Source organism: Acinetobacter lwoffii (assembly GCF_024129115.1).
Classification (GTDB): domain Bacteria; phylum Pseudomonadota; class Gammaproteobacteria; order Pseudomonadales; family Moraxellaceae; genus Acinetobacter; species Acinetobacter lwoffii_T.
This window is the reverse complement of sequence record NZ_JAMXXO010000002.1, coordinates 90,644-117,148: the sequence shown is the minus strand read 5'-3', so window position 1 is coordinate 117,148 and position 26,505 is coordinate 90,644. Positions and strand designations below refer to the sequence as shown.

Annotated in this window: 24 protein-coding genes; 20 read left to right on the top strand and 4 right to left on the bottom strand. The window is 41.6% G+C overall.

The features are described 5' to 3' along the window. Window positions 1-5: 5 nt before the first annotated feature. The 3 genes from NI470_RS03115 to NI470_RS03105 form a co-directional block, all read right to left on the bottom strand. Complete coding sequence (locus tag NI470_RS03115) at window positions 6-539, bottom strand: LPS-assembly lipoprotein LptE (RefSeq protein ID WP_005103222.1); 534 nt, start codon at window positions 537-539, stop codon at window positions 6-8. Window positions 540-746: 207 nt separating this feature from the next. Beyond that, window positions 747-3,368 carry a leucine--tRNA ligase gene (leuS, locus tag NI470_RS03110; RefSeq protein WP_253147700.1) on the bottom strand — a complete coding sequence of 874 codons (2,622 nt, stop codon included), beginning with the start codon at window positions 3,366-3,368 and terminating at the stop codon, window positions 747-749. A 123-nt stretch (window positions 3,369-3,491) separates the two neighbouring features. Further along, complete coding sequence (locus NI470_RS03105) at window positions 3,492-3,845, bottom strand: DUF4124 domain-containing protein (RefSeq protein ID WP_253147699.1); 354 nt, start codon at window positions 3,843-3,845, stop codon at window positions 3,492-3,494. A gap of 686 nt (window positions 3,846-4,531) precedes the next feature. On the opposite strand from NI470_RS03105, the gene NI470_RS03100 reads away from it, so the two are divergent. The 20 genes from NI470_RS03100 (at window position 4,532) to NI470_RS03005 (ending at window position 25,673) form a co-directional block, all read left to right on the top strand. Continuing rightward, window positions 4,532-6,259, top strand: a complete 1,728-nt coding sequence (locus tag NI470_RS03100; RefSeq protein ID WP_191112067.1) for an acetolactate synthase 3 large subunit — start codon at window positions 4,532-4,534, stop codon at window positions 6,257-6,259. Further along, window positions 6,256-6,747, top strand: coding sequence for an acetolactate synthase small subunit (gene ilvN, locus NI470_RS03095; protein ID WP_004278369.1), 492 nt, complete (start codon window positions 6,256-6,258; stop codon window positions 6,745-6,747). Before NI470_RS03100 ends, ilvN begins: the two co-directional genes overlap by 4 nt. Before the next feature lie 106 nt (window positions 6,748-6,853). Continuing rightward, the gene (gene ilvC / locus NI470_RS03090) at window positions 6,854-7,870 is read left to right on the top strand and encodes a ketol-acid reductoisomerase (protein ID WP_004278368.1); all 1,017 of its coding nucleotides are present in this window, start codon (window positions 6,854-6,856) and stop codon (window positions 7,868-7,870) included. Window positions 7,871-9,005: 1,135 nt separating this feature from the next. Continuing rightward, on the top strand, window positions 9,006-9,530 hold the full coding sequence (locus tag NI470_RS03085; RefSeq protein ID WP_005103231.1) for a hypothetical protein: 525 nt from the start codon (window positions 9,006-9,008) through the stop codon (window positions 9,528-9,530). Window positions 9,531-9,628: 98 nt separating this feature from the next. Further along, on the top strand, window positions 9,629-10,330 hold the full coding sequence (locus NI470_RS03080) for a fimbrial biogenesis chaperone (protein WP_004733055.1): 702 nt from the start codon (window positions 9,629-9,631) through the stop codon (window positions 10,328-10,330). Window positions 10,331-10,363: 33 nt separating this feature from the next. After that, complete coding sequence (locus NI470_RS03075) at window positions 10,364-12,691, top strand: fimbria/pilus outer membrane usher protein (protein ID WP_253147698.1); 2,328 nt, start codon at window positions 10,364-10,366, stop codon at window positions 12,689-12,691. Window positions 12,692-12,703: 12 nt separating this feature from the next. After that, window positions 12,704-13,114 (top strand): hypothetical protein, encoded by a 411-nt coding sequence (locus tag NI470_RS03070; protein ID WP_005103244.1) that lies wholly within the window; start codon window positions 12,704-12,706, stop codon window positions 13,112-13,114. A gap of 241 nt (window positions 13,115-13,355) precedes the next feature. Then, on the top strand, window positions 13,356-14,636 hold the full coding sequence (locus tag NI470_RS03065; RefSeq protein ID WP_253147697.1) for a glycosyltransferase family 4 protein: 1,281 nt from the start codon (window positions 13,356-13,358) through the stop codon (window positions 14,634-14,636). Window positions 14,637-14,656: 20 nt separating this feature from the next. Continuing rightward, window positions 14,657-15,208, top strand: coding sequence for a phosphatase PAP2 family protein (locus NI470_RS03060; RefSeq protein WP_004278361.1), 552 nt, complete (start codon window positions 14,657-14,659; stop codon window positions 15,206-15,208). A gap of 87 nt (window positions 15,209-15,295) precedes the next feature. Beyond that, the gene (gene iscX, locus NI470_RS03055; protein WP_004278360.1) at window positions 15,296-15,496 is read left to right on the top strand and encodes a Fe-S cluster assembly protein IscX; all 201 of its coding nucleotides are present in this window, start codon (window positions 15,296-15,298) and stop codon (window positions 15,494-15,496) included. 110 nt (window positions 15,497-15,606) lie between these two features. Next, entirely contained in the window at window positions 15,607-16,038 is a 432-nt protein-coding gene (ndk, locus tag NI470_RS03050; protein ID WP_004647460.1) for a nucleoside-diphosphate kinase, read from the top strand. A gap of 122 nt (window positions 16,039-16,160) precedes the next feature. After that, a complete protein-coding gene (gene rlmN, locus NI470_RS03045) occupies window positions 16,161-17,396 on the top strand; it encodes a dual-specificity RNA methyltransferase RlmN (RefSeq protein WP_253147696.1) in 1,236 nt (411 codons plus the stop codon). Window positions 17,397-17,410: 14 nt separating this feature from the next. After that, window positions 17,411-18,211, top strand: a complete 801-nt coding sequence (gene pilW, locus NI470_RS03040; protein WP_005103248.1) for a type IV pilus biogenesis/stability protein PilW — start codon at window positions 17,411-17,413, stop codon at window positions 18,209-18,211. Then, window positions 18,202-18,993: a helix-turn-helix domain-containing protein gene (locus NI470_RS03035; RefSeq protein ID WP_004647463.1), complete on the top strand. Its 792-nt coding sequence runs from the start codon at window positions 18,202-18,204 to the stop codon at window positions 18,991-18,993. The genes pilW and NI470_RS03035 overlap by 10 nt, the downstream gene beginning before the upstream one ends. A 23-nt stretch (window positions 18,994-19,016) precedes the next feature. After that, window positions 19,017-20,138, top strand: a complete 1,122-nt coding sequence (gene ispG / locus NI470_RS03030; protein ID WP_004278355.1) for a flavodoxin-dependent (E)-4-hydroxy-3-methylbut-2-enyl-diphosphate synthase — start codon at window positions 19,017-19,019, stop codon at window positions 20,136-20,138. Between the two features lie 3 nt (window positions 20,139-20,141). After that, entirely contained in the window at window positions 20,142-21,437 is a 1,296-nt protein-coding gene (gene hisS / locus NI470_RS03025) for a histidine--tRNA ligase (protein WP_180087088.1), read from the top strand. A gap of 30 nt (window positions 21,438-21,467) precedes the next feature. Further along, the gene (locus NI470_RS03020) at window positions 21,468-22,166 is read left to right on the top strand and encodes a YfgM family protein (RefSeq protein ID WP_180087087.1); all 699 of its coding nucleotides are present in this window, start codon (window positions 21,468-21,470) and stop codon (window positions 22,164-22,166) included. After that, on the top strand, window positions 22,163-23,311 hold the full coding sequence (gene bamB, locus NI470_RS03015) for an outer membrane protein assembly factor BamB (protein WP_004733039.1): 1,149 nt from the start codon (window positions 22,163-22,165) through the stop codon (window positions 23,309-23,311). Before NI470_RS03020 ends, bamB begins: the two co-directional genes overlap by 4 nt. Before the next feature lie 168 nt (window positions 23,312-23,479). Continuing rightward, window positions 23,480-24,889, top strand: a complete 1,410-nt coding sequence (gene der, locus NI470_RS03010) for a ribosome biogenesis GTPase Der (RefSeq protein ID WP_004278348.1) — start codon at window positions 23,480-23,482, stop codon at window positions 24,887-24,889. Between the two features lie 139 nt (window positions 24,890-25,028). Continuing rightward, on the top strand, window positions 25,029-25,673 hold the full coding sequence (locus NI470_RS03005) for a 4'-phosphopantetheinyl transferase family protein (protein ID WP_085064515.1): 645 nt from the start codon (window positions 25,029-25,031) through the stop codon (window positions 25,671-25,673). 22 nt (window positions 25,674-25,695) lie between these two features. Here NI470_RS03005 and NI470_RS03000 read toward each other — a convergent pair whose 3' ends face one another. Next, window positions 25,696-26,466, bottom strand: a complete 771-nt coding sequence (locus NI470_RS03000; RefSeq protein WP_253147695.1) for an SDR family oxidoreductase — start codon at window positions 26,464-26,466, stop codon at window positions 25,696-25,698. Window positions 26,467-26,505: the final 39 nt, after the last annotated feature.

Genomic DNA, 26,505 nt, shown 5'->3' with positions numbered 1-26,505 from the left:
AGGTCTTATTGAGCAGGTTGCGCTGAGGTATTTTGTTTGGCTAAGGGTAAGCGGTTCGATGAAATCTGACGCGCGATCTGCTGCGCCACATCATCAATAATGACCTGATTCAGATATTTTTGTTCCTGGTCATCGGTGTTGACCGTTTCAATATCATATTGATACGTACGTGTTGCCACGACAGTGCGTGGTTCAGTGATCGGATTGCCTTGTGCATCTTCAATCCGGAAAGTCACGTTTAAACGTAACAAGGTTTCAACTAGTTTACCGTTCAGTTCCAGACGGCGAGGGGTGTAATCCAGGACACGTAACACATAAGCATTGGGTGCATTACTCAGCTGTACGCCTGCAGCACCGAGGTAAACTGCCAGTTTCTCTTGCAGTTCTTCAGTATTGGGCGGTAAAGACAGGCTCATGACAGAGTAAGCAACAGGGGCGGAGCTCGGATTGGTTCCTTTCAGATGAAAGCCACAGCCGACTAAGCCTGCACTCAGACCACAAGTTAAAACAATTGCTGCTAAATGTTTGCCCAAATGCATGTGTTGCCCTCTATGCTTCCCGAAGGGGAATATTTGAAATCCTGAACTGGATTGTAAAGTCAAAGCCCGTTGGCTGGCAACGGGCTTTGTTTGGGAATTGTGAAATCCTTCAGAAAGTTCCTTCTCCCTCTGGGAGAAGGTTAGGATGAGGGGTTATATATTTACCTCTCCCTAGCCCTCTCCTGAGAGGAGAGGGAACTTAAGGATTTAAACCACCAAATTCACTAATTTATTCGGTACCACAATTTCTTTCTTGGTTGGACCTGTCAAGAATTGTTGAACTTCAGGCAATGCTTTGGCTTGAGCCAAGATGTCATCTTTAGAGGCATCTACAGATACTTCAAGCTTACCACGAAGCTTACCGTTGACTTGAACCACGATGGTTTGCGTATTACGTGTCAGCGCAGATTCATCTACCGCAGGGAATAAAGTTGAATTCAATTCAATCCCAAATTCAGCCAATAAAGTCTGGCTTAAATGCGGTGCAAATGGTGCAAGTAAAGTTAACAGCGTGGTAATCGATTCACGTGCGACAGCAACGTCATTGTCATCTTGAGCTTCAAATTTGTTGTTAGCATTTAAAAGTTCCATCAATGCAGCAATGGCAGTGTTAAATGCATGACGACGTTCAATATCATCACCGACTTTTTGGATGGTTTCGTGTGTCTTACGACGCAAGTCTTGTGCAGCCGTAGACAGTGCCGCTTTGTCGATGTTTGATGCACCGTTACCTTTTTCAAGGAAGCCTGTTGCTAAACGCCATACACGTTTCAGGAAGCGGTTTGCACCCTCAACACCGGCATCAGACCATTCAAGTGATTGATCAGGTGGAGCCGCGAACATCATGAACACACGTGCCGTATCTGCGCCGTACTGGTCAATAATCGATTGCGGGTCGATACCGTTATTTTTCGATTTCGACATTTTTTCCTGACCACCAACGATAACGTCTTGGCCATCTTCTTTATATTTGGCAGAAAGCACACGGCCTTTTTCGTCTTTTTCAAGCTCGATATCTGCCGGATTAAACCAGGTTTTCTTACCTGAGTCTGCTTCACGATAGAAGGTATCTGCTAGCACCATCCCTTGCGTTAACAAGTTAGTGAATGGTTCATTGCCTTGTACCACGCCTTCATCACGCATCAATTTGTGGAAGAAGCGTGCATAAAGTAAGTGCAGAATCGCGTGTTCAACACCACCGATGTATTGGTTCACAGGAAGCCAGGTTTGACCTGCTTCAGGTTTCACCATGCCACCCGTAAAGTCTGGAGATGCATAACGTGCATAGTACCAAGACGATTCTACGAATGTATCCAGCGTATCTGTTTCACGACGTGCGTCGCCACCACAGCTTGGACAAGTCGTTTCATAGAACTCAGGCATTTTGTTCAGTGGGTTACCTGAACCATCTGGAACAACGTCAGTCGGAAGAACCACAGGAAGCTGCTCTTCAGGTACTGGCACTTGACCACATGATGGACAGTTAATCATTGGAATTGGACAACCCCAATAACGCTGACGGGAAACCCCCCAGTCACGTAGACGGAATTGAACTTTAGAACTTGCTAGGCCTGTTGGTTCTAATTTAGCAAGGAATGCATCGTATGCACCTTGGAAATCTAGACCGTCAAATTCGGCTGAATTGACCAGTTTACCTTCTTTCGAGCCATACCATTCTTGCCATTGAGTCGCATCAAAGTCAGCATCATCTGCGCCTTTAGCATCAATCACTTGCTTGATGGTCAAGCCATATTTATTGGCAAATTCGAAGTCACGTTCATCGTGTGATGGAACTGCCATCACTGCACCTGAACCATAAGACATCAATACATAGTTGGCGATCCAAACCGGAACTTCTTCGCCAGTCACAGGATGCTTCACAGAAAGACCGGTTGCCATGCCTTTCTTCTCGGCAGTCGCAAGATCCGCTTCTGCCACAGAACCCATACGGCATTCTTCAATGAATGCAGCCAATTCTGGGTTTGTTTCAGCCGCTTTCAGCGCCATCGGGTGTTCTGCTGCAACTGCAACATACGTTACGCCCATCAAGGTATCGGCACGGGTAGTAAATACCGTTAAACCATCTGCATACACGTCAGGATTTGCTGAAGGGAAAGTGATGTCCATCCCTTGTGAGCGGCCAATCCAGTTACGCTGCATGGTCAACACTTGTTGTGGCCAGCCATCTTTAAGCGTGTCTAAATCGTCAAGTAACTCTTGCGCATAATCAGTGATGCGGAAGTAGTACATTGGAATATCACGCTTTTCTACCAATGCACCTGAACGCCAGCCACGACCATTTTCAACCTGTTCGTTGGCAAGAACAGTCTGATCGACCGGATCCCAATTCACGGTTGAAAGCTTACGGTAGATCAAGCCTTTTTTATAAAGCTGAACAAATAGCCATTGTTCCCAACGATAGTATTCAGGGGTACAGGTCGCAAATTCACGATCCCAATCTACGGCTAGACCGAGTTTTTTCAACTGGTCACGCATGTAAGCAATATTTTCAAATGTCCATTTTGCCGGTGCAACCTGGTGTGCAATCGCTGCGTTTTCAGCAGGCAGACCGAAAGCATCCCAACCCATCGGTTGCAGGACAGTTTCACCTTTTAAGCGATGGAAACGGCTGATCACGTCACCAATCGTATAGTTACGCACATGACCCATATGTAGCTTGCCACTTGGGTAAGGGAACATCGAGAGAATATAACGACGTGGACCTTCTACTTTGTCGGCAACTTTAAAGGCTTTGCGAGATTCCCAATCCTGTTGGACTTGAGGCTCAATCGCACTGGCTTGATATTCGGAATCAATGTGAGTAGTCATAAACGTATCAGTGAATTACGGTGAAAAAAGTCTGTTGCACAGCATAGCGCAAAATGTACCTAAAAGTGAATTTTGCGCCGGCATTTCCCGAAGAAAAAACACGCTGTTCTATATGGAGGTATCTTATAAAGCGACTGCACGATTTTTAGATTGCTGCAAGGCTTCGTTCGCTTCGCGTTGTTGCTGGTCCTGATTTGCAGGAACTTGAGGGGCTTGTTGCTGTGGTTCTTGAGGTGTGTTCTCGGTTTGCACTTCAGTTTCACTGCTTCTAGGCGGTGTTGGGGCCGAGTTTTTCCAGCCATAGGTGTCTACTGTGGTGGCTTTTCTCGCAGATTTCGGTGGTGGTGTCTTGGAATAATGCGTGACGCCTTTCGCATCCACCCATTTATGGTACTGGATTGCAGAAGCACTGGTGCTACAGATGCTCAAAACAACTGCGCAACCCAAACTGAAGACGGTTAAAAAAGATATTTTCATTGTTCTCGGGCCTCGGCTTGCTAGGCATGGAATACTACAATTATTGTAGTGATTTTTTCAGTAGAAATGATGGATTTTTATCTGCTTTATTCAAAGCGAGCTGCTTAAATAAGCTCAATCTAGCGTAGAAGAAATCAGAGACAAATCTTCATATACAAAATTTATTGATAAACAATTTCCTTTCATTTGATAAAATTCCATTCATTTTTTTTATATAAGACATATTAAAAATTTATAAAATTAAACCATTAACTCTATGAATTTTATTGGATTAGATGAATAGGAAAGACAGTAAATGCATGGCTATAAGCTGATATTGCTGTTAAAAACAGCAGATCTAGGCGCTATAAACATGGATTGCCTGTTTTTTAAACTTGACTTTAAAGCCTGAAAACACAAGAATGCTGCAATAGTTTTATATGCCTTAGATCGATCACCCTTCGACTAAGTGTCATTTCATGCAGTGGGCGATTTCTCTAGCCGAGAAATTGAACAAAGCTAAGCAAAATATGTTTATCCCAACATGTTTTAGGTCTTGTATTGCTCGAACAGCAAAGAGATCAGATTTTTTTCCTATTGCTATGAAAACTATGAAGTTTGTGTGCTATAACAGTGCAGACAGTTAACAAATGAAACACTGCAAATGCCTCCCATTTGTGCAGTGAATAATATTAGGGTGAATCACGTTGGAACTTCTATCTGGTGGTGAAATGCTTGTTCGCGCATTAGCGGACGAAGGCGTTGAACATGTTTTTGGATACCCAGGCGGCGCAGTTCTTCATATTTATGATGCGCTATTTCAACAAGACAAAATCAATCATTATCTCGTACGTCACGAACAGGCTGCCGGTCATATGGCCGATGCTTACTCACGCGTGACAGGCAAGACCGGTGTTGTGCTGGTGACTTCAGGTCCGGGCGCAACCAACACGGTGACCCCAATTGCAACGGCCTATATGGACTCAATCCCGATGGTGATTTTGTCAGGTCAGGTTGCGAGTCATCTGATTGGTGAAGATGCATTTCAGGAAACCGATATGGTCGGTATTTCACGTCCTATCGTGAAACATAGCTTCCAGGTGCGTCATGCCAGCGAAATTCCTGCGATTATCAAGAAAGCCTTCTATATTGCGTCTTCAGGTCGTCCAGGTCCTGTAGTGATTGATATTCCAAAGGATGCGACCAATCCTGCAGAGAAATTTGCTTACGAATACCCAGAAAAAGTGAAGATGCGTTCGTATCAGCCACCGTTCCGTGGTCACTCAGGTCAAATTCGTAAAGCGATTGAAGAACTGATCCATGCTAAACGCCCAGTTATTTACTCAGGCGGTGGTGTGGTTCAAGGCAATGCTTCAGCACAATTGACAGAGCTTGCGCATCTATTGGGTTATCCAGTGACCAATACCTTGATGGGTCTTGGCGCATTCCCGGGTGATGATGAACAGTTCATCGGTATGTTGGGTATGCACGGTACTTATGAAGCTAACATGACCATGCACAATGCAGATGTAATTCTGTGTGTGGGTGCGCGTTTCGATGACCGTGTGACCAACAATCCTGCAAAATTCTGTCCAAATGCTAAAGTCATTCATATAGATATCGACCCAGCGACAATCTCAAAAACCATTATGGCGCACATTCCAATTGTCGGTGCTGTAGAGCCTGTACTGAATGAGATGTTGAACCAGTTGAAACAGCTTAATGTTTCTAAGCCAAATCCTGAAGCGATTGCGGCATGGTGGAAACAGATCAATGAATGGCGCAAGGTTCATGGCGGTCGTTTTGAAGCGGGTGTTGATGGCGTGATGAAGCCACAACAAGTGGTTCAGGCATTGGATAAAGTGACCAATGGCGAAGCGATCATTACTTCTGATGTCGGTCAGCATCAGATGTTTGGTGCGATGTATTACAAATACAAACGTCCACGTCAATGGATCAACTCAGGTGGTCTAGGCACCATGGGTGTAGGCTTGCCGTATGCAATGGCTGCGAAGCTTGCATACCCGGAACAGCAAGTGGTGTGTATCACCGGTGAAGCATCGATTCAGATGTGTATCCAGGAACTGTCGACCTGTAAGCAATATGGCCTGAATGTAAAAATCCTGTGCCTGAATAACCAGTCTTTAGGGATGGTGAAGCAGTGGCAAGATATGAACTATGAAGGACGTCATTCAAGTTCTTATGTAGATTCATTACCTGACTTTGCCAAACTGATGGAAGCTTATGGTCATGTTGGCATTCAGATTAATCATGCCGATGAGCTAGAGTCTAAGCTTGCAGAAGCGATGGCAATTAACGACAAGTGCGTATTTATTAACGTTATGGTAGATCGTACCGAACACGTTTATCCGATGTTGATTGCGGGTCAATCGATGCAGGATATGTGGTTGGCTAAAGGGGAGCGCACGAAATGAGACATATTATCTCTGTACTCGTAGAAAACGAATCAGGCGCGCTTTCTCGTTTAGTGGGTTTGTTCTCACAGCGTGGCTACAACATCGAAACATTGAACGTTGCCCCGACTGAAGATCCAACACTTTCACGTTTGACATTGACCACTTATGGTGATGATCACAAGATTGAGCAAATTACCAAACAGCTTAACAAGCTGGTTGAAGTGGTGAAAGTGGTTGACCTGTCTGAAGGTGCACATATTGAGCGTGAATTGATGCTGATTAAAGTCAAAGCATTGGGTTCATCGCGTGACGAAATCAAACGTACGGCAGATATTTTCCGTGGTCAGATTGTCGATGTAACACCAACGACCTATACCATTCAAATCGCGGGTACCACTGAAAAAGTGGATGCGTTTATTGATGCACTTGCAGAACACACGATTTTAGAAGTGGTTCGTTCAGGTGTATCAGGTATCGCACGCGGCGAAAAAGTACTCACCATCTAAATTTTAAGTATTTCCTCATCTGAATAAGAAGAGGGTATCAGGCAATGTAAATTTAAGGGTCATTGCCTGATTTAACGGACAAACAAGCATTTAAGCGGAGACAGCAATGCAAATTTTTTACGATAAAGACTGTGACTTATCTATCATCCAATCTAAGAAAGTAGCGATCATTGGTTACGGTTCACAAGGCCACGCGCATGCGCTTAACCTGAAAGATTCTGGTGTTGACGTAACTGTAGGTTTACGTGCGAACTCTGCTTCTTGGAAGAAAGCTGAAAATTCAGGTCTTAAAGTTGCTGAAGTTCCTGCTGCTGTAGCACAAGCTGACGTAGTGATGATTTTGACTCCAGATGAGTTCCAATCTCAACTTTACCGTGACGTAATTGAGCCAAACATCAAGCAAGGCGCTACTTTAGCATTTGCTCATGGTTTCTCGATTCTTTATAACCAAGTTGTTCCACGTGCTGACTTAGACGTAATCATGGTTGCACCTAAAGCTCCTGGTCACACCGTACGTTCTGAATACCAACGTGGTTCAGGTGTTCCTGACCTTATCGCGATTCACCAAGATGCTTCTGGTAATGCGCGTAACGTTGCTCTTTCTTACGCTTCAGGCGTAGGTGGCGGCCGTACAGGTATCATCGAAACTTCATTCCGTGAAGAAACTGAAACTGACCTTTTCGGTGAGCAAGCAGTTCTTTGTGGTGGTGCTGTTGAATTGGTTAAAATGGGCTTCGAAACTCTGGTTGAAGCTGGTTATGCACCAGAAATGGCGTATTTCGAATGTCTACACGAACTTAAATTGATCGTTGACTTAATGTTCGAAGGCGGTATCGCGGACATGAACTACTCAGTGTCAAACAACGCTGAATACGGCGAATATGTAACGGGTACTGAAGTAATCAACGAACAGTCTCGTGAAGCAATGCGTAATGCGCTTAAACGTATTCAATCTGGCGAATACGCGAAGATGTTTATTCAAGAAGGTGCGTTGAACTACCCATCTATGACTGCCCGTCGTCGTCAAAATGCTGCTCATGGTATCGAAGTTACTGGTAACAAGTTACGTGCGATGATGCCTTGGATTCAAGCGAACAAAATCGTAGATAAAGAGAAAAACTAATTTCTCGAATCAATTGATTTGAATGCGAAAACCCACTTAATTTGAGTGGGTTTTTTATTTCTATGTTTACGTGGCTCAAAAATGGAAGCACTGCTTCCATTTTTTTCGTATCTTAGATTCAAGTGAACAAAACTGTAAATAAGGAAAAGAACTAAAGTTACGTGCCTTGCAAAAAAAACAGGAAAGCAGTTTTTTCCTCTTTTTTTGTAGCATGTATTCAAGCAGAATAATTCTAATCAAGAATCAAGTTGATTTTTTTAATTTAAAAATATTAATAATGAATAAATAGTTTATCAGAAGAAGGATTTCTTATTTATTAAATATGATTTCTATATAAAGAGTTATTAAGCCTAAATTCTACTAATAATCTTTGTGAAAAATTCAAGTGAAAATATCTAAATTATTTTAAGTCTTTAATTTTTAAAAATTTAAAATTTAAACTGAACTAAATAGTTGAAATGAAATAATTTATTTGTTAATTAAGTATTTATAAAGCTTATTTGAATAATAAAGTTATTTATTCGGTTATATTTAAATTAATAACTATATTTAATTTTACTAAGGAAATAATGTGAATAATTTTTTAATAAAATTGCAAAATAAGTTTTTAAATATTTATTTTTATTTAAAAATATACAAGCCATTGTTTTAAATATTTTATTTAGAAAAAATTTAATGGTCAAAATTGAATATAATTATCCCTATGTAGTAAAAATAACGAAAAAAAACGGAATAAATCACATTTTTTTATGCACTGATAAGGAAATTGTAAGACTTTGTGAAAATTATTGTTTTAATAAAATAGATTTTAATAATTTTATTTTAATCAGTAACTTAATGTTTTTATTTTTTTAGTAAAAAATGATAAGAATAGAGAGAACTCTAAGATGTTCGGATTTGTAATGTTATGTGATTTTATATAAGTATTTATTATATAAATAAAAAAATTAAAAAAAATCTTATTTGAAACAAAAAAAATATATTGTGAATAATAACATTTTTGATTTTTTTTTAAATAATGATAATAGAATTGCCTCAGCGCTTATAACTTAAGTGCTCATAATAAAGAGAACTTTAATATAAGCGTAAAACTAATAGATAGACATCTTCTTTAAAAAAAGAAATGGAGAAAGACATGAAAAAAATGACTCAAGCAGCATTGGCAGCATTAGTGATGAGCTTTGGCTGTGGTTCAACATTAGTTTATGCAGATGCAGAAATTGCAGGCAAGCCAGGTCCCAAACCAACAAAACCACATAAGCCAGGAAAGCATGGATGTGGGGATAAATGTGATGGGAAAATTAAAATTAATTTGAAAGTCGATAAACATTGTGATGTAGATATGGGTGATACCGTATTAAACCTTGCTCGTTCTACAGCAGGCGGTGGTGAAGTATGGACGGATTCAACATCATTTAGTGTAGATACCAATTCATTCTTTAGAGTGAATTATGTAGCACCTACACAATTAAATGGTGCTGGAGGTTCTGTTCCAGTAACAGTCGCAACTTTGGCAAATGGTGCAAGTTATTCAACTGGAGATCTATTGGAAACTACTTCAGCTACATTTGATGTTACTGCTACTGTAGCGGGTAGTGATTATCGTGATGCACGTGCCGGTGACTATAGTAACGTATATACTTTTGCAGTAGCATTCTAAAAATTATAAATGACTTAATAGTAGGAGATGTTTAATACATCTCCTATTTTAATATTATTTTTTAATAAAAATATTAAGCTAAAATATGGGATTTTGTTATGAATGGGAAGATTTTAAGCTTTTTTATATTATTTCTTTGTGGTTTTTATGCATCAGCAGGAATAAAATTTACACCTGTCCAGATGAATATAGATGATTTCAAAAGGCAGAAAAGTACAACTGTAAATATTGAAAGTACGGGGATATCTACTTCCAAAATATATGAAATTAATGCATTTAAGTGGGAACAAAATGATAAAGGGGAAGATATTCTAGTAAAGGATGATACATTGTTATTTAACCCAAAAATTTTTGAATTAAAACCAGAGAGTAAACAATTGGTTCGGATGGGTTTTAGTCAATCCCCAGCAAACTTAAAAAAAGAACAAGCATGGCGAATTATTTTTGAAGAAATTACGCCTGTTGTAGATAAATCTAACTTAACTTTTCTATTTAATTTTTCTTTACCATTATTTGCTGGTAAACAAGTATCTCCTAAGCTGGATGTAAATATTCAAAAAACGAGTAATACATCTTATTTAAACATTAATAATGTGGCTGATTCTCATGCAAAGCTTATAGAAATAATTGTTTTAGATCAGAATAATAAAGAAATAGTTAAAAAAAATATAGTTCAATATATTTTAAGTGGTAAAAAGGTTGTGGTTGATCTGGGTGATATTAATGTAAATGGGAAGTTGAAGCTTAAAATAAAATTAGAGGACCAAGCAGAATATCTTGAATTTCCTATTAAAGTATAGTTATTAAATAATAAAAAGTAAAAGGATAATACTATGAGATCCACAAAAGTCCTTCTTATGATTGTATGTGGGATGGGATTGTCAAATATCAATGCAGAAATAATTCAAGGAATAACAAAGCCAGAAAACCCAGAAATACTTATCGTTAATATTTGGGTGAATGGCTTAGATTATAACACGGAAACAGTAACTTTTTTTGAGGGGGATAAGAGATTTGTTGAATGTAAGGCTTTGGAAAATATTGGAATTCGTGTAGAGAAAACACCTCGGCATACAATTAAGAAGGATTTTTGTCTTATTACTCAACCGGGAATTAAAGTCGAAGATGATTATAGTTTGCAAGCAATAAAAATATTTTTCCCTGTCGATTATTTTGTGGGAACTGACTATGATCTGCAAATAGAAATTCCTGAAAAAGCAAACTTTGGAGGTTTTGTTAATTATAATTTATTTTATAATAGAGATGATGAAGACCAAGATTTTAATACGTTTTCAGAATTTGGCATATTTAAAGATTATTGGTTATTTAAAAATGCTTTTTTATATCGAAAAGAGCCTGATGAGTTTGAAGAAAATTTGTTAAGAGTAAATAGCACTCTAGATATTGAATTTCCAGAAAAGTATTTAAGATTAACTATAGGAGATACTACAAGTACTTATAATTCATTAAATAGTTCTTTTCGTTTCGGAGGATTAAGTTTTGGAACAAATTATACAGATCGACCAGATTTTATCTACTGGAACACTCCTAACTTAACAGGAAGTGCAAGCCTACCTTCAACTGTAGACTTATTCATTAATGGTGTAAGACTTTATAGGGACTCAGTTGCTCCGGGATATTATAACCTTCCAGCTGGAGGTGTTTTAAGTCAAGCTGGGAATGCTCAAATAGTAGTTGAAGATATTTTAGGTAATCGTACTGTAAGAAGTTTTCCTGTTTTTATTAATAGTCGATTACTTAAACCAAAACTAAATGAATATAATATCTCATTCGGTAAGCTGCGTTATAATTATGATTCTGTAGATGATGATTACCGTGACTTTTTTTCTAAGTTTTATTTCCGTCGTGGTATTAACTCTTTTACTACTTTAGGTGTCGATCTTTTATATAACCAGGATGTTAGTAATCTTGATTTATTGTGGACGCAAGGTATAAGTAAATATTTTTTAATTGATAGTGCTTTTTCAGCTAGTCAAATTAAAGATGGAGATCAAGGTTATGCTGCTAAAATTAGTCTGACTCGAAATTTAAGAAATTGGTCTGTAGGATTAAATGGTAAGTATTTCTCTGAAGAATACGAATATCTGGGAAATAATTTATATGAATCTAATCTAAAATATTCGGGGATGTTCTATTTTAATTTTTCTAATCTAAAATTTATTGATAATTTGGGTTTTAATTATATATATCAATCTTACTACAATAATAATGGATTATTAAGCGAAGACCGTAAATTTTTTGATATTAGAGCATCTAAGGCTTTAACAAATAATTTATATACTAATTTTGGTTTTTATAAGGACTATAGTGATGAGGATGATCAAGGATTTAATATTGCTCTTTATTATAATTGGGGAGCAAATAAACGAATTTCCCTAGACCATGATACGGCCGATAATGAAACAGCTTTAAGTTTTAGTCGAACCACCTCAACCCAAAATGGTTTCGATTATGTAATAGGCGTAAACCAAGCTGATGATGAACTTCATTACAATGCTTATGGTTTATGGAAAACCAGTGTTGGCAATTTGCAGCTTTCTCATGATGAATATGAGGATCGTCGCAATTCACAGCTTAGTTTTGATGGTGCTTTAGTCTGGCTAGGGAGTAAAGTAGCGCTGACTAAATATGCAGATAATGCGTTTGCACTTGTGCACGTGGATCAGCACCCAGACTTAGATATTTACCGTTCGGCTGGACTGGTGGGGAGTACCAATAAAAATGGTTATATGTTCGTTCATAATCTGATTCCTTATATTCATTATGATATTTCTTTTGATCATAATCAGTTAGGCTTAGATGAAACTTTCGAACAATCTTCAAAAAAAATAATTGGACTTGAACAGCGAGGATATCGGTTAAATTTTCCTGTTCACAAAACTAAGCGTATAGCCCTTAGACTCAAAGATATTAAACAAAATAATTTATCACCAGGCTCTGAAGTGGTTGTAGAAGGCATAACTGCAGAACCTTTTTTTGTGGATAGTCAGGGAATGGTTTATTTATACCTCTTCAAAGCCGGTTCATATAGCCTCAAAGTCCAGACTCAAGGAGGCCAACAGTGCCAAGTTCAGTTCACACTTAATGAAAATCAATTCCAGAACTTAGATAAACAAATGCTAGAAGCAATATGCAGATAGGAGTACAAAAAAATGAAAAAACTCTTCATATTTATAACTACCTTACTAATGAGTGGAATCGCGGCAGCTCAGTATTGTTCTATTGATGGATTTACTGATTCAGAATTGCGTCTGGCAAGTTATCAACGTAGCCAAGCTGCAACCTCTTTTAATGTTTCTTGTGATAAAGGTTACTCTATCTTATTCAGTAGCCAAAACTTGATAAATCCGGATGGTACAAGTTATGTATCGAATGGTCCTTATAAATTACGAACCAAATTAAATTTAAGTGGGGCTAACAGTAATCTATGGGGGGTAAAACTTGATCAAAATTCTGGAAAAAGACAAAAATATATTATTTCTGTTCAACTAGTTGATAATCCTTATAGTGGTGTGCCTGCAGGAGACTATCAGGACCAGATCTCAGTCGATATCGATTTTTAAAAATAAAATTTTAAATATCAAAAAGCCTATAATGATAATAAATAATTGAAAATATTTGAAAGTATTGAAGGGGAGTGTGTAGTAAGTGAATATCTGTTAAACAAGCAGATATTCACTTACTTTTAAGTCGAATGGAGAAGTGGTAAGCATTGTTGTGGAGTTGTATTTAAGCTTCATGATTCATCAAATAGTCATGAGATCTTTCTATACTGGGTGAAAAATATAAGCGAATAGGTGCGAGATGCAACAAATTTCCATCTCAGAATTATTAGAGCAAAGACCTGTTATTCACAAAATCCAGTTTGATTTAAAAGAACAACGTAAACAGACCATTCATGACAAAATAGTCCTAGAAGATCTGACACGGTCCCGTTTAAAAATTGCCATCGTTACCGAAACCTGGCCTCCTGAAATCAATGGTGTTGCCCATGCTTTATTGCAACTTTGTAAAGGATTGCAAAAACAGGGACATAAGATTTTATTAATACGTCCAGAACAACGACAAGCCTGTAACGATTTTAAACCACATAGTGAATGTCTGGTTAAAGCGCATTGCCTTCCTAAATATAGCAATTTGCAGTTTGGTAGACCGCAATTTCTAAAAATCCATCAAGCTGTTGAAATTTTTACACCTGATATTATTCACATTGTGACCGAAGGCCCTTTGGGTCTGGTAGCTCAACAGCTTGCAAAATTCCATAAAATTCCAGTCTCTAGCGGTTTCCACTCATCATTTCAGGAATTTAGTCGGTTTTTTGATTTGGCTTTTTTACTGAAGCCAATTCAAGGCTATTTAAAGTGGTTTCATAATAATACTGATTTGACCTGTGTTCCGAGTCGAGGCACGGCTCAAGCCTTAAATCAGTTTGGTGTGACTTGTCCCTTGGCAGTTGTGGGCAGAGGCGTCGATCCAGATACATTTTCACCAAAGTGGCGATCACCAGATTTGCGCTATGCTTGGGGAGTTTCAAACGAGACCCGGGTGATGTTGTATGTCGGACGGCTTTCTCCTGAAAAGGAAATTGACGTGCTGATCAAAACCTATTTTGTGCTGCGCCAAGTTCGTCAGCAAGATATACGTTTGGTGGTGGTTGGAGATGGGCCGGATCGCACTCGACTGCAACAACTGAATCAGGATGGCAGTATTGTTTTTACCGGTAGCTTGACAGGAGAAAAACTGTCAGCGGCGTATGCCAGTGCAGATGTCTTCTGTTTTGCCAGTCAGGTTGAAACCTTTGGAAATGTGGTATTGGAAGCGATGGCCAGTGGCTTGCCAGTGATTGCTTATGATTATGCTTGTGCAAACTTGCATGTGCAGCATGGTGAAACGGGATGGTTGAGTAGACTTGGACATCAGCAGGGGTTGATCCAGCAGATGCTCGGATTGCCTGATCAGCAAAAATTGCAGCAGATGGGTGCGCAAGCACGTAAAAAAGCCGAAAAAGTAGGCTGGCAATATCCGGTCCGGCAATTTGAACAGGCACTGTATTCACTGGTACAGCATCAGGAATACAGGATATAAAACAAGAAAGGAGCACCAGTGTGAAACTCCAGAATGTAAAGATTAAATTTTTAGAAATCGATTTGAAAGGCTGTGTTTATCTGAATCATTTTTCGCATTCAGTCCGTATTGCCACTTTTTTTAAAATGATTAGCCGCTTAGGAAATGGTGCATTTTGGTATTTCATGCTGATACTGGTTTGGATCATGCAAGGCTTGATCTATACCGTGCAGATTGTTTATCTGATTTTGGGAAGTACTATAGGTACTATGATTTACAAGGTGCTTAAAATCAAAACTGTACGACCACGTCCTTATCAGGTACATCAAGTGATCCGTTTGGGTGAGCATCCACTGGATCATTTCAGTTTTCCTTCCGGGCATACCTTGCATGCCGTGATGGCAACCACCGTTTTAGGTTATGTCGCACCTTTATTACTGATGCTGATGTTGCCTTTTACGGTTCTGGTCGCAGTGTCCCGAATGGTGCTGGGATTGCATTATCCAAGTGATGTGGCAGTTGGCGCAATTCTGGGTGGCATGATGGCAATTGCCATTGTCCTGACCGCGCCTTATCTGAATATTGTGCTGTAAAAATAAGTGAAAGCCGGAGCAAAGGCTCGCAGATTTTCACAGATTTGTTAAAGTACAGCATCAAAGCAATTATGGTGAGAAATAGAGATGGGTTTACGTTGGACTGACACGCTCGATATCGCGATTGAACTCTATGAAGCGCATCCAGATGTGGACCCGCAGTGGATTCGTTTTACTGATTTACATGCCTGGGTGTGTGCTTTGCCTGAGTTTGAAGATGATCCAACCAAGTCGACTGAAGGTTTGCTTGAAGCCATTCAAATGGCATGGATTGACGAGGCACGCTAAGGCCTCATCTTAAAAAAGCATTTTTTTACAGATGAAAAGCAGAAAAATGCGCATTATCTCGGTATAATGCGCCAAATTTTCATGTCAACAATTGACTTAAGGAGCCTATCATGGCTATCGAACGTACTTTATCTATCGTTAAACCAGACGCAGTTGCTAAAAACCACATCGGCGACATCTTTGCTCGTTTCGAGAAAGCTGGTCTTCAAATTGTTGCAACTAAAATGAAACATTTGACTCAAGCTGAAGCTGAAGGCTTCTATGCTGAGCACAAAGAACGTGGTTTCTTTGCTGACCTAGTTGCATTTATGACTTCTGGTCCAGTTGTTGTTTCAGTTCTTGAAGGCGAAAACGCTGTTCTTGCTCACCGTGACATCCTTGGTGCGACGAATCCTAAAGAAGCTGCTCCTGGTACTATCCGTGCAGATTTCGCTGTAAGCATCGATGAAAACGCTGCTCACGGTTCTGACTCTGTAGCATCTGCTGATCGTGAAGTTAACTACTTCTTCGCTCAAACTGAGATTGCTCCACGTACTCGTTAATTCGCAGTATTCAAGCCAGATAAGTGTTATTATACTTATCTGGTTTTTTTATTCTCTGAATAATTCTTTGCTCACATATTGAGCTTCTCCTTTCATCTTTAGACATGGTTTAGGTAATACACATGAGTACTGAAGCAGTCGCTGTATCAGCAGTTTCTGAGCCACAGCAACACACTCCATCCGCTCCAGCACAGGCAAATACTGTCGAGAAAGTGAATTTACTTGGCATGTCACGTCCGCAAATGGAAAAATTCTTTGAGGACATGGGTGAGAAGAAGTTTCGTGCCGGGCAGGTGATGAAATGGATTCACCAATTTTTTGTGACTGATTTTGCTGAAATGACCAATATTTCAGGGAAGCTGCGTGAAAAACTGGAAAAAATTTGTGAAATTAAAGCACCGGAAGTGGTGCATAAAAACTATTCCAAAGATGGAACTCGTAAATGGGTATTCCGTGTTGGCGACGGTGAAGGTTCCCTCGTCGAAACGGTACTGATTCCGGCACAACATCGTAGTGGTTTACGCCGTACCTTATGTATTTCTTCTCAAGTGGGCTGTGCACTGGACTGTTCATTCTGTTCGACAGGTAAACAGGGTTTTCAGCGCGATTTGACCCAGGCAGAAATTATCGGTCAGCTCTGGATGGCGAACTATTCCTATATGGAAGACGTGCCTGTACTTGAGCGTGAACGTTCAGTCACGAACGTGGTGATGATGGGCATGGGCGAGCCATTGCTCAACTACGATGCAGTATTGAATTCAATGCGCATTATGCTGGATGACTTTGCATACGGCATGTCAAAACGTCGTGTGACTTTATCGACTTCTGGTGTAGTGCCGAAAATCGATCAGATGGTCAAAGATATTGACGTGGCGCTAGCTATTTCATTGCATGCGCCAAATGATGAACTGCGTAACGAGCTGGTGCCGATCAATAAAAAATATCCGCTTGAGCAGCTGATTGCTGCATGTCAGCGTTACATTGCCAAAGACGGGAATGAAAGTTCACGTAAACATGTGACGATTGAATATGTGATGTTAGATGGCGTGAATGACCATCCTGAACATGCTCAGCAAATGATTAAGCTATTGAAGAATTTGCCAAGCAAGATTAATTTGATTCCTTTTAATCCGTTCCCGCATGCGCCATATGGCCGCTCAAGCCGCAACCGGATTATTTCTTTCCAAAAAACTTTGTCTGATGCCGGTTTTGTGTGTACGATTCGTCAGACACGCGGTGATGACATTGATGCCGCGTGCGGACAGTTAGTCGGACAAGTTGCTGACCGCACCCGTCGTGCGGAACAGTGGAAAAAGAAAATTGCGCAATCGAATGAGATCATGCGCTCACAAGGATAATAAGAGGTCGCCAGTTGAGAAATCTAACATCTAAGTTTGCTTTGATTTCAACAGTATGTGTGTCTTTGGTTTTAGTCGCGTGTCAGACGCCAGATCTGGGTCAGAAAGACCCTGAAAAGGCCACCAAAGTCCGTACCCAATTGGCGGTAGAATATTTGAGAACAGGTGACCTGGATGCAGCTAAACGTGCGCTGGATCAGGCACTTGAAAGCAGTCCGCGTGATTCTCAAGCGAATATGATGATGGGCGTGCTATTGCAGCAGGAAGGTAGCAAGCTTAATCTCGAAAAAGCAGATCATTATTTCAAGCGTGCGATTTCGGCAGATCCGAAAAATGCACAGGCGCGAAATAATTACGGCACTTATTTATATCAGCTTGAACGCTATAATGATGCGATCGAGCAGTTTCAAATTGCTGGTGCCACGTTGGGTTATGATCAGCGATTCCGTGCATTGGAAAATATGGGGCGGATTTACCTGAAACTGGGTGATACAGCAAATGCTGAAAAATCATTCAAACAGGCGCTGCAAGCCAATCGCGATTCTTATATTTCAATGTTAGAGTTGGCAGAAATATTTTATTTGAACCAGCAGTTCCCGGCGGCGACACAAATGTATCAACAGTTTGTGCGTGGTGTGGGACAGAAAAATCAGGGTGCCCGTGCGCTCTGGGTCGGCATTCGCACTGCGCGTGCCGGGGGTGATCAGTTGGGTATGCAGGTATTGGTCAACCAGTTACGTGCACTTTTTCCTGAAAGCCAGGAATACCAACGTTATTTGCAATTACAGTACAGTACTGAGGCCGTATGGAAGTAAATCCTAATTCACCATCGAATCATTCGAGCGTAGCTCCAAATGCGTTAGGAAATATTCAACGTCCGGGCGAGTACTTGCGCCAGATTCGTATCAATCAGCAGCGCAATCTGGAAGATGTAGCGAAAGAGCTGAACATCCCGGTCAAAACCCTGACTGCACTGGAACAGGACGAATATAAGTCTTTACCTGAAGCAACCTTTATCAAAGGTTATTACCGGACTTATGCCAAATTTCTGGGTGTAGATGCGTCTAGTATTATTCAGCGTTTTGATGAAATTTATACCAATGATACCGGGCTGCTGCCGAACCATGCCCTGAACAATTCTCCTATTAAAATTATGGGGAAATTGCCAGGGTCTAAGCGGGACCGCAATCGTAAGTGGTTAAAGCGCATTTTTATTACGCTGGTATTGCTGCTGATTTTGGGTGCACTGTTTGCCATGATTCAGAACTGGTCAAGTAGTAATTCACAAAATAGCAGTGAAGTCTCTGGAGTAGGCGCTTCTAATGTCGAGATTCTGAATCTGGATACAGGTGCCGCACTTTCCGGTGATCAGCTGAAACTTGATTTTAACCGTCCGACTTCGGTGCATATTGTCGACTCGGCGGGTAATGTTCTGGCAACTGGCCGTCAGGCATCGAGCTTGCAGCTGAATGGTGAAGCCCCATTCCAGATTCGTCTGGATGATGCATCGGCTGTATCACTCAGTTTAAATAATGAAAATATTTCATTGTCACCCTACACTGTGAACGGAAAAGCAGAATTCCGTTTATCACCTTAACAGATCAAGAGTAGAGCAGAACGATGATCGTAAATCCAATTAAACGTCGTCCAACACGTAAAATTCGTGTGGGTTCAGTTTATGTGGGTGGTGATGCACCAATCAGTATCCAGTCGATGACTAATACTGAAACCTGTGATGTAGCAGCTACGGTTGCACAGATTCAGCGCTGTGTAGATGCCGGTGCAGACATCATGCGGGTTTCTGTACCTACCATGGAAGCCGCGGCGGCATTTGGTGAAATTCGCAAGCAGGTCAATGTACCTTTGGTCGCCGATATTCACTTCGATTATAAAATTGCTTTGGCAGTTGCGGATTTGGGTGCAGATTGTCTGCGGATTAACCCGGGCAATATCGGTTCTGAAGCGAAAATTCGTGAAGTTGTGGCCGCAGCACGTCATAACGACATTTCCATGCGGATCGGTGTCAATGCCGGCTCCCTGGAAAAAGATATTCAAAAGAAATATGGCGAGCCGACTGGTCAAGCACTGCTTGAATCTGCAATGCGTCATATCGATATTCTAGACCGTCTGGATTTCCAGGAATTTAAAATTTCAGTCAAAGCATCGAATGTGTTTCTGACCATGGATGCGTATCGTTTGCTGTCACAGCAAATTGATAATCCGCTCCATCTGGGTGTCACAGAAGCAGGTATTTACCGTACCGGTTCGGTTAAATCTGCGATCGCTTTGGGTGGCCTGCTGATGGAAGGCATCGGGGATACCATGCGTATTTCCTTAGCTGCCGAGCCTGAAGAAGAAATTAAAATTGGTTTTGATATTCTGAAATCGCTGGGTCTGCGCTCCAACGGGATTAACTTCATTGCCTGCCCAAGCTGTTCACGTCAGGAATTTAATGTGATTTCGGTGATGCAGCAACTTGAAGAGCGTTTAGAAGATATTCGTACTCCAATGGATGTGTCCGTGATCGGGTGTAAGGTGAATGGGCCGGGCGAAGCCAAAGAAGCGGATATTGGTGTTGTAGGTGCAGCACCACGTTCACTAGTATACCGTAATGGTGAAAAGAGCCATTTAATTGACACGAATCAATTGGTTGATGAAATCGAAACCATGGTTCGTCAACGTGTTACCGAGCTTGAAGAAGCTAAATCTAAAGAAATTATTCGTACAAGTTTTCCTGAGTAGATCATGAGTTCAATCGTCGCAATCAAAGGTTTTAATGACATTCTCCCAACGCAAACCCCAGCTTGGAGACGTCTTGAACAGCATCTATCCGGTTTGATGGATGCCTATGGCTATCAACAAATTCGTTTGCCTATCGTAGAACAGACTAATTTGTTTAAACGTTCGATCGGTGATGCAACCGATATCGTTGAAAAAGAGATGTATACCTTCCTCGACAAGGGTAATCCACCTGAGTCTTTGACACTACGTCCTGAAGGAACGGCAGGTTGTGTACGTGCCATGCTGGAGCATAACCTGCTGCGTGGTGCGACGCCTCGTGTTTGGTATATCGGACCCATGTTCCGTTATGAAAAACCGCAAAAAGGCCGTTACCGTCAGTTCCACCAGTTTGGTGTAGAAACTTTTGGTGTGGCGACTCCGGACATGGATGCAGAACTGATCCTGATGACAGCACGTCTGTGGAAACGTATGGGTGTGGCAGACAAGGTTCAGCTTGAGTTAAATACACTCGGTGAGTCGGATGAGCGTGCAGCCTATCGTGCGGCGCTGGTTGAGTTTTTAGAGTCGCATAAAGCTGATCTGGATGAAGATTCTCAGCGCCGTCTGACCACGAATCCACTGCGTATTCTGGATTCTAAAGATGCCAAGACACAAAACATCCTGGAAAATGCACCGAAACTTCATGATTTTATGGGTGAAGAAACGCTGGCGCATTTTGCCCAGTTACAGCAGTATTTGACTGATGCAGGCGTGAGCTTCGTGATCAATCAAAAACTGGTACGCGGTCTGGACTATTACAACAAAACTGTTTTTGAATGGACCACAACCCATTTGGGTTCACAAGGTACAGTTTGTGCCGGTGGCCGTTATGACGGTCTAGTGGGTCAACTCAAAGGAAAAGCAGATCAGTCTGTCCCTGCGGTTGGTTTTGCGATGGGTATCGAGCGTTTATTGCTTCTGCTGGAACAGGTTGAAGACAATACCCCGACACGTGATTGTGAAGTATTCTTGGTGGCTGAGCCCGCTTCTCAAGGTAAAGCTTTGGTCATTGCGGAGCAGATTCGTGATCAGCTTGAAGCAGCAGGCAGTCAGGTTCGACTGAAAGTAGGCTCACAAGGTTCAATGAAATCGCAAATGAAAAAGGCCGATCAAGCCGGTGCTTTTTATGCGGCGATTTTGGGTGAGCGTGAACTGGAAGCTCAGGCGTTTACTGTGAAAGAGCTGGCAACCGCAGAGCAATCGAATGTACCATTTACGGACTTCGTTGCATTTTTTAGTACTAAAATTTCTTCAAAATAATCGATAAAACATTAGGAAAAGGGTAATCTCATGAGCGCAATGAGTGGTGATGAACAGTTTGAAAGCTTAAAATCCTTTACGAAGAAATATGGTTCTTCGATGATTACCGGGATTTTAATTGCGCTGATTGCCTTTTTTGGATGGGAATATTGGCAGAAGAAAAACCTGGCAGAGTCGCAAATGCACACTGCCAAGGTTCAGCAGTTGATGGATGATGCACAGGCATCGAAAGGTGATGGTTTTGCCAAGTTGTCTGAAGCAGCGGACAAGATTGTCAAGGAAGCACCTGATTCAGCACAGGCGATTCAGACCCAGCTGATGATGGCGAAATTGGCTTATGAAAAAGAAGATTATGCTGCGGCCGAGAAAGCGCTACAGAAAGTTGAAAACTCGAAAGTAGACGATAAAGGTCTGGTTCAGGTCGTCAAACTTCGTCTGGCTTATGCACAACTGGCACAGAAAAAATATGATGCTGCATTGAAAACTTTAGAAGCGGTTACTGAGCCTGCATTTAAAGCAACTGCCGATGAAGCACGTGGCGATATCTATGTTGCCAAAAATGATATTGAAAATGCTAAAAAAGTATATCAAAGTGCATGGGATGCTTTGATTGAACGTAAAGAAGAACGTCAGATTTTACAAATTAAGCTCGAAAGCGTAGGCGTATTGGTCGATGATCCGGAAATCGAACGCCCAATTATAGAAACACAAGCGGAAGAAGCTGAATGAATAGAAAATACAAAATTACCTGTGCCTTGACTGTTTTAACGCTTGCATTGGCTGGCTGTGCGGGTAAAACCAATAAAGTTCCAGAAGTAAAACCGAATCCACTTCCAAAACTGACTCAAGCCAAAACCCTGGTCCCTGTATTTTCCACCAGTGTGGCTTCGACAGATGCTGCTGATCCGTTGCGTTTACGTCTGGATGCAGATAATGGTGTGGTCTTTGCAATTGATCCGAAAGGCGAAGTGTCTGCATTTAAAGGCAAACAGCGTCTGTGGCAGAAAAAAGTCAGCAAAGACAATTTAAGTTCTGGTGTTGAAGCTGCTGAAGGTCTTGTTGTCGTGGGTAACCAGAAAGGTCAGCTGTTTGCGCTGGATCAGCAAACCGGCGAGCAAAAATGGACTGCGCAATTGACGGGTGCTTTACTGGCACCTTCATTAATTCATGCTGGTCGTGTCATTAGCGTGAGCAATGACGGCACAGTATATGCGCATGAAATTGCGACGGGTGCGCAAGTTTGGACTTATAACTTACCTAATGTACAATTCAGCCTGCGTGGCATGGCTGCACCTGTTGCATTAGATGCTCGTAATGTACTGATTGCATCTTCCAATGCTTATATCTATGCACTGGATGCCTTAAGCGGTGTGCCAAAATTACAGCGTCGTGTCGCAGTGTCGGATGGGCGTTCTGATATCCAGCGTCTGGTTGATATTGACGGGGAACCGGTCGTTGCAGGCCAGTTTGTGGTGACCACCAGTTATCAAGGTCAGGTGACTGTGCTGGATTTAGCTTCACAACAGGTGGTCTGGAGTGAAGATGCCAGCAGTATCCAGCGTCCAGAAGTTGTGGGCAATGGTGTATTTGTGGCGCAAACCGATGGCAAAATCAAAGCCTTTGAAATTACCTCGGGTCAACCGCTTTGGGAAAATGACCAGTTGCTGAATCGCAAGTTAAGTAATCCGGTGATGCTAGGTACTGATCTTGTAGTCGGCGATCTGGATGGTGTCTTGCACCTGATTGATCCGCGTACCGGACAGATTACTGGTCGTTCGAAAACCTCTGGGGAAGTGCGTAGCTTACGAGTCATCGACAACCAGCTTTATGTTTCTACACGCAAGGGCGCATTAAGCATTTGGCAGAACCGTTAATTTTAACGAGCCTTATGCTAAACTAGCCACAACCGTATTTTTGTGAACGCGGGGTGATTGAAAAATCAATGCCCCGTGTTTTTATTTAGGGTATTTACCCCTTATATCTTCCTATGCTTTCTGATGTTCAGGCCACTTTGACGCCTGATATTAAATAAAGGTTACTCTATGAAACCCGTAATTGCGCTCATTGGTCGTCCGAACGTCGGAAAATCGACGCTGTTCAACCAGATTACCAAGAGCCGTGACGCATTGGTGGCAGACTTTGCAGGTCTGACACGCGACCGTAAATATGGCGATGCTACCTATCAAAATAAATCCTTTATTGTGGTCGATACCGGCGGTATTGGTGAAAATGAAGGTGGTATTGATTCATATATGGCAGAGCAATCCAAAACTGCCATTCATGAAGCTGACATCATCATTTTTGTGGTTGATGCGCGTGCCGGACTGCTGGCTTCTGATGAACAGATTGCCCGTGAATTGCGTACTTTAGGCAAAAAAGTCTTTCTGGTTGCCAACAAAGTTGATGGCGTACATGCTGAAGCTGCCCTGGTTGAATTCTACAAACTGGGTATGGGCGAGCCGCTACAAGTGGCAGCCAGCCATGGTCGTGGTGTTCAGCAGATGCTGGAAGATGTACTTGCTGATGTACCGGAAGATGAAAATCCGGAAGAGCATGACAAAAACACGGGTCTGCGTTTAGCGATTATTGGTCGTCCGAACGTCGGTAAGTCAACGCTGGTGAACCGTTTGCTCGGTGAAGAGCGTGTGGTGGCATTTGACCAGCCGGGTACAACACGTGACTCGATTTATATTCCATTCGAGCGTGATGGCCGTCAATACACCCTGATTGATACTGCAGGGGTGCGCCGTAAAGGTAAAGTTGATGAAATGATTGAGAAATTCTCGATTGTTAAAACTTTACAGGCAATGAAAGATGCCAACGTAATTGTTGTTGTGGTTGATGCGCGTGATGGTATTGTTGAGCAAGATTTGCATTTGATTGGCTATGCGCTTGAAGCGGGTCGTGCCATGGTCATTGCAGTCAACAAATGGGATAACATGACTGAATATGATCGTAAGCAATGTAAGCTCGATGTAGAGCGTCGCTTCGATTTTATTCCATGGGCCAAAGTACATTTGATTTCTGCATTGCATGGAACGGGTGTGGGCGATCTTTATCCATCGATTCACCGTGCTTATGATTCATCTCGTTTGAAAGTGTCACCAGCAAAAATCACCCAGATTTTAAATGATGCGACAGATGCCCACCAACCGCCTATGGTTCAGGGTCGTCGTATTAAAATGCGTTATGCACACATGGGTGGACAAAATCCGCCAACGATCGTGATTCACGGAAACAAGGTGGATAAAACTCCTGCGGATTATCGTCGTTACCTGGAAAACGTGTTCCGTAAAGTGTACAAGCTTGAAGGTACACCGATTAAAATCGAGTTTAAAACTTCTGAAAACCCGTTTGAAGGCCGTAAGTCTCAAGTGGATGAGCGTGCAGCTGCGCGTAAACGTCGTTATGTACAGAAGTTCAAGAAAGCCGAGAAGAAATTTAAACGTTAATTCTATAGTTTAAATTTTTCGGATAAAAAGCCTGCGTAAAGCAGGCTTTTTGTTTTGATAAAATAATGAATTTCTCTCCCAATAAAAGTGTAAATTCTTTTACACTCCCATTAGTTTATGTCTTTTTGAATGGATTCACGTGGCCCGGCTGATTCAAATACATCTGCATCAACTCTCTAATCTGACTTATGATCAATTGTCAGACCGCAAAACCCAGGTTGCCGAACGGAAACGCGAAGTGGCGTTTTTGCGCAATCAGCTTTTATCCCAATCTTTTGAATTGCCAGTTAGCGATCAACAGGTGGTACGGACGAATTTTGGCAAGCCTTATTTAAATGACTATCCGGATTTCAGTTTTAATCATAGTCATAGTCAAAATTTCTACGCTCTGGCAACGAGCAAGCAAGTTCAGAACTTAGGAATTGATATTGAAGAACTGAGTCGTAAAGTCCGTTTTGAAGCCTTGGCACAACATGCCTTTCATCCCGAAGAACTCAAAACTTGGCAAACACTGGCTTATGACCCTGAATACTGGTTCAAGGTCTGGACCACCAAAGAGGCCGTGTTAAAGGCATCAGGCTTGGGAATCCGGATCAACCTCAATGAACTCAATACCAATATCCATCCTGAGCAAAATGGCGGGCGCTGCGAACATCCAGAGATTGGCGTCTATGCCTATCAAAATTATACGCTTGCTGGCTGCATGCTCACCGTGGCCTGGCAAAGTGAGCATTCCTGCAAAGGGTTGAGATTTCCCGTGATTCAGCTTCATCAAACTGTCTAAATAGAATGAATTCCAATATTTTTTATTTTCTGGAAATGAGCAGATTACTCAGCCGATTCACAAATTGTGGACTCATCCGCGATAAATGAAATAAAAACTGGCTTTTGAATCCGACAGGATGATGGGTGGCTTGCCAGATGGAATCTTTGAGTTCTGCCAGTTTAAGAATATCTTGTGCAACATCTTCTGCTTTTAAATGCACGCCCATCTTTTTGATGCTTTCTGCCTGCATATCTTTGACCATGGCGGTACTGACGAAAAGCGGCATAACATCCAAGACTCGAATCCCATAGGGTTGCCATTCAATATCCAGACTTTCAGTCAGGCCACGCACTGCAAACTTGCTGGTGGAATAACTGCTTAAATCGGCCTGGCCATAAATCGCCGAAGCGGAAGATAGATTAATGATGCGGGCAAATGAAGATTCTTTTAAATAAGGGAAAGCGGCATGACAGCCGTTCATGACCCCTTTGACATTAATATCCAGAGTCCGGTGATGTGCATCAATAGTAGTATCTTCAAAAGGCCCTGAATATAGGATCCCGGCATTATTGACCAGAATATTGATTTCACCTGCCCAAGCTGAAAATTCGGCTAAAGCTGTTTCCCAAGAAGCATAGTCAGCTACATCGAGAAAACCGGCTTTGGCATGTTCGCCCAGTTGCTGGGCCAGTTGTTCTGCCTGTTCCACCTGAACATCATAAATGCCCACCTTGTAGCCGTGCTGGTAAAATAGGGTGGCCGTCGCGGCACCAATTCCTTGTGCTGCACCACTAATCAATATACTGTGCATGCGCCTGATCTCCTTATTGTCTTTTTTTTGAGCATAACA

What these genes read in the sequence shown, in the direction of transcription:
- NI470_RS03115 (WP_005103222.1), bottom strand. Translation starts at nt 539, where the DNA reads ATGCATTTGGGCAAACATTTAGCAGCAATTGTTTTAACTTGTGGTCTG.
- leuS (WP_253147700.1), bottom strand. Translation starts at nt 3,368, where the DNA reads ATGACTACTCACATTGATTCCGAATATCAAGCCAGTGCGATTGAGCCT.
- NI470_RS03105 (WP_253147699.1), bottom strand. Translation starts at nt 3,845, where the DNA reads ATGAAAATATCTTTTTTAACCGTCTTCAGTTTGGGTTGCGCAGTTGTT.
- ilvN (WP_004278369.1), top strand. Translation starts at nt 6,256, where the DNA reads ATGAGACATATTATCTCTGTACTCGTAGAAAACGAATCAGGCGCGCTT.
- ilvC (WP_004278368.1), top strand. Translation starts at nt 6,854, where the DNA reads ATGCAAATTTTTTACGATAAAGACTGTGACTTATCTATCATCCAATCT.
- NI470_RS03085 (WP_005103231.1), top strand. Translation starts at nt 9,006, where the DNA reads ATGAAAAAAATGACTCAAGCAGCATTGGCAGCATTAGTGATGAGCTTT.
- NI470_RS03080 (WP_004733055.1), top strand. Translation starts at nt 9,629, where the DNA reads ATGAATGGGAAGATTTTAAGCTTTTTTATATTATTTCTTTGTGGTTTT.
- NI470_RS03075 (WP_253147698.1), top strand. Translation starts at nt 10,364, where the DNA reads ATGAGATCCACAAAAGTCCTTCTTATGATTGTATGTGGGATGGGATTG.
- NI470_RS03070 (WP_005103244.1), top strand. Translation starts at nt 12,704, where the DNA reads ATGAAAAAACTCTTCATATTTATAACTACCTTACTAATGAGTGGAATC.
- NI470_RS03065 (WP_253147697.1), top strand. Translation starts at nt 13,356, where the DNA reads ATGCAACAAATTTCCATCTCAGAATTATTAGAGCAAAGACCTGTTATT.
- iscX (WP_004278360.1), top strand. Translation starts at nt 15,296, where the DNA reads ATGGGTTTACGTTGGACTGACACGCTCGATATCGCGATTGAACTCTAT.
- ndk (WP_004647460.1), top strand. Translation starts at nt 15,607, where the DNA reads ATGGCTATCGAACGTACTTTATCTATCGTTAAACCAGACGCAGTTGCT.
- rlmN (WP_253147696.1), top strand. Translation starts at nt 16,161, where the DNA reads ATGAGTACTGAAGCAGTCGCTGTATCAGCAGTTTCTGAGCCACAGCAA.
- NI470_RS03035 (WP_004647463.1), top strand. Translation starts at nt 18,202, where the DNA reads ATGGAAGTAAATCCTAATTCACCATCGAATCATTCGAGCGTAGCTCCA.
- ispG (WP_004278355.1), top strand. Translation starts at nt 19,017, where the DNA reads ATGATCGTAAATCCAATTAAACGTCGTCCAACACGTAAAATTCGTGTG.
- hisS (WP_180087088.1), top strand. Translation starts at nt 20,142, where the DNA reads ATGAGTTCAATCGTCGCAATCAAAGGTTTTAATGACATTCTCCCAACG.
- NI470_RS03020 (WP_180087087.1), top strand. Translation starts at nt 21,468, where the DNA reads ATGAGCGCAATGAGTGGTGATGAACAGTTTGAAAGCTTAAAATCCTTT.
- bamB (WP_004733039.1), top strand. Translation starts at nt 22,163, where the DNA reads ATGAATAGAAAATACAAAATTACCTGTGCCTTGACTGTTTTAACGCTT.
- der (WP_004278348.1), top strand. Translation starts at nt 23,480, where the DNA reads ATGAAACCCGTAATTGCGCTCATTGGTCGTCCGAACGTCGGAAAATCG.
- NI470_RS03000 (WP_253147695.1), bottom strand. Translation starts at nt 26,466, where the DNA reads ATGCACAGTATATTGATTAGTGGTGCAGCACAAGGAATTGGTGCCGCG.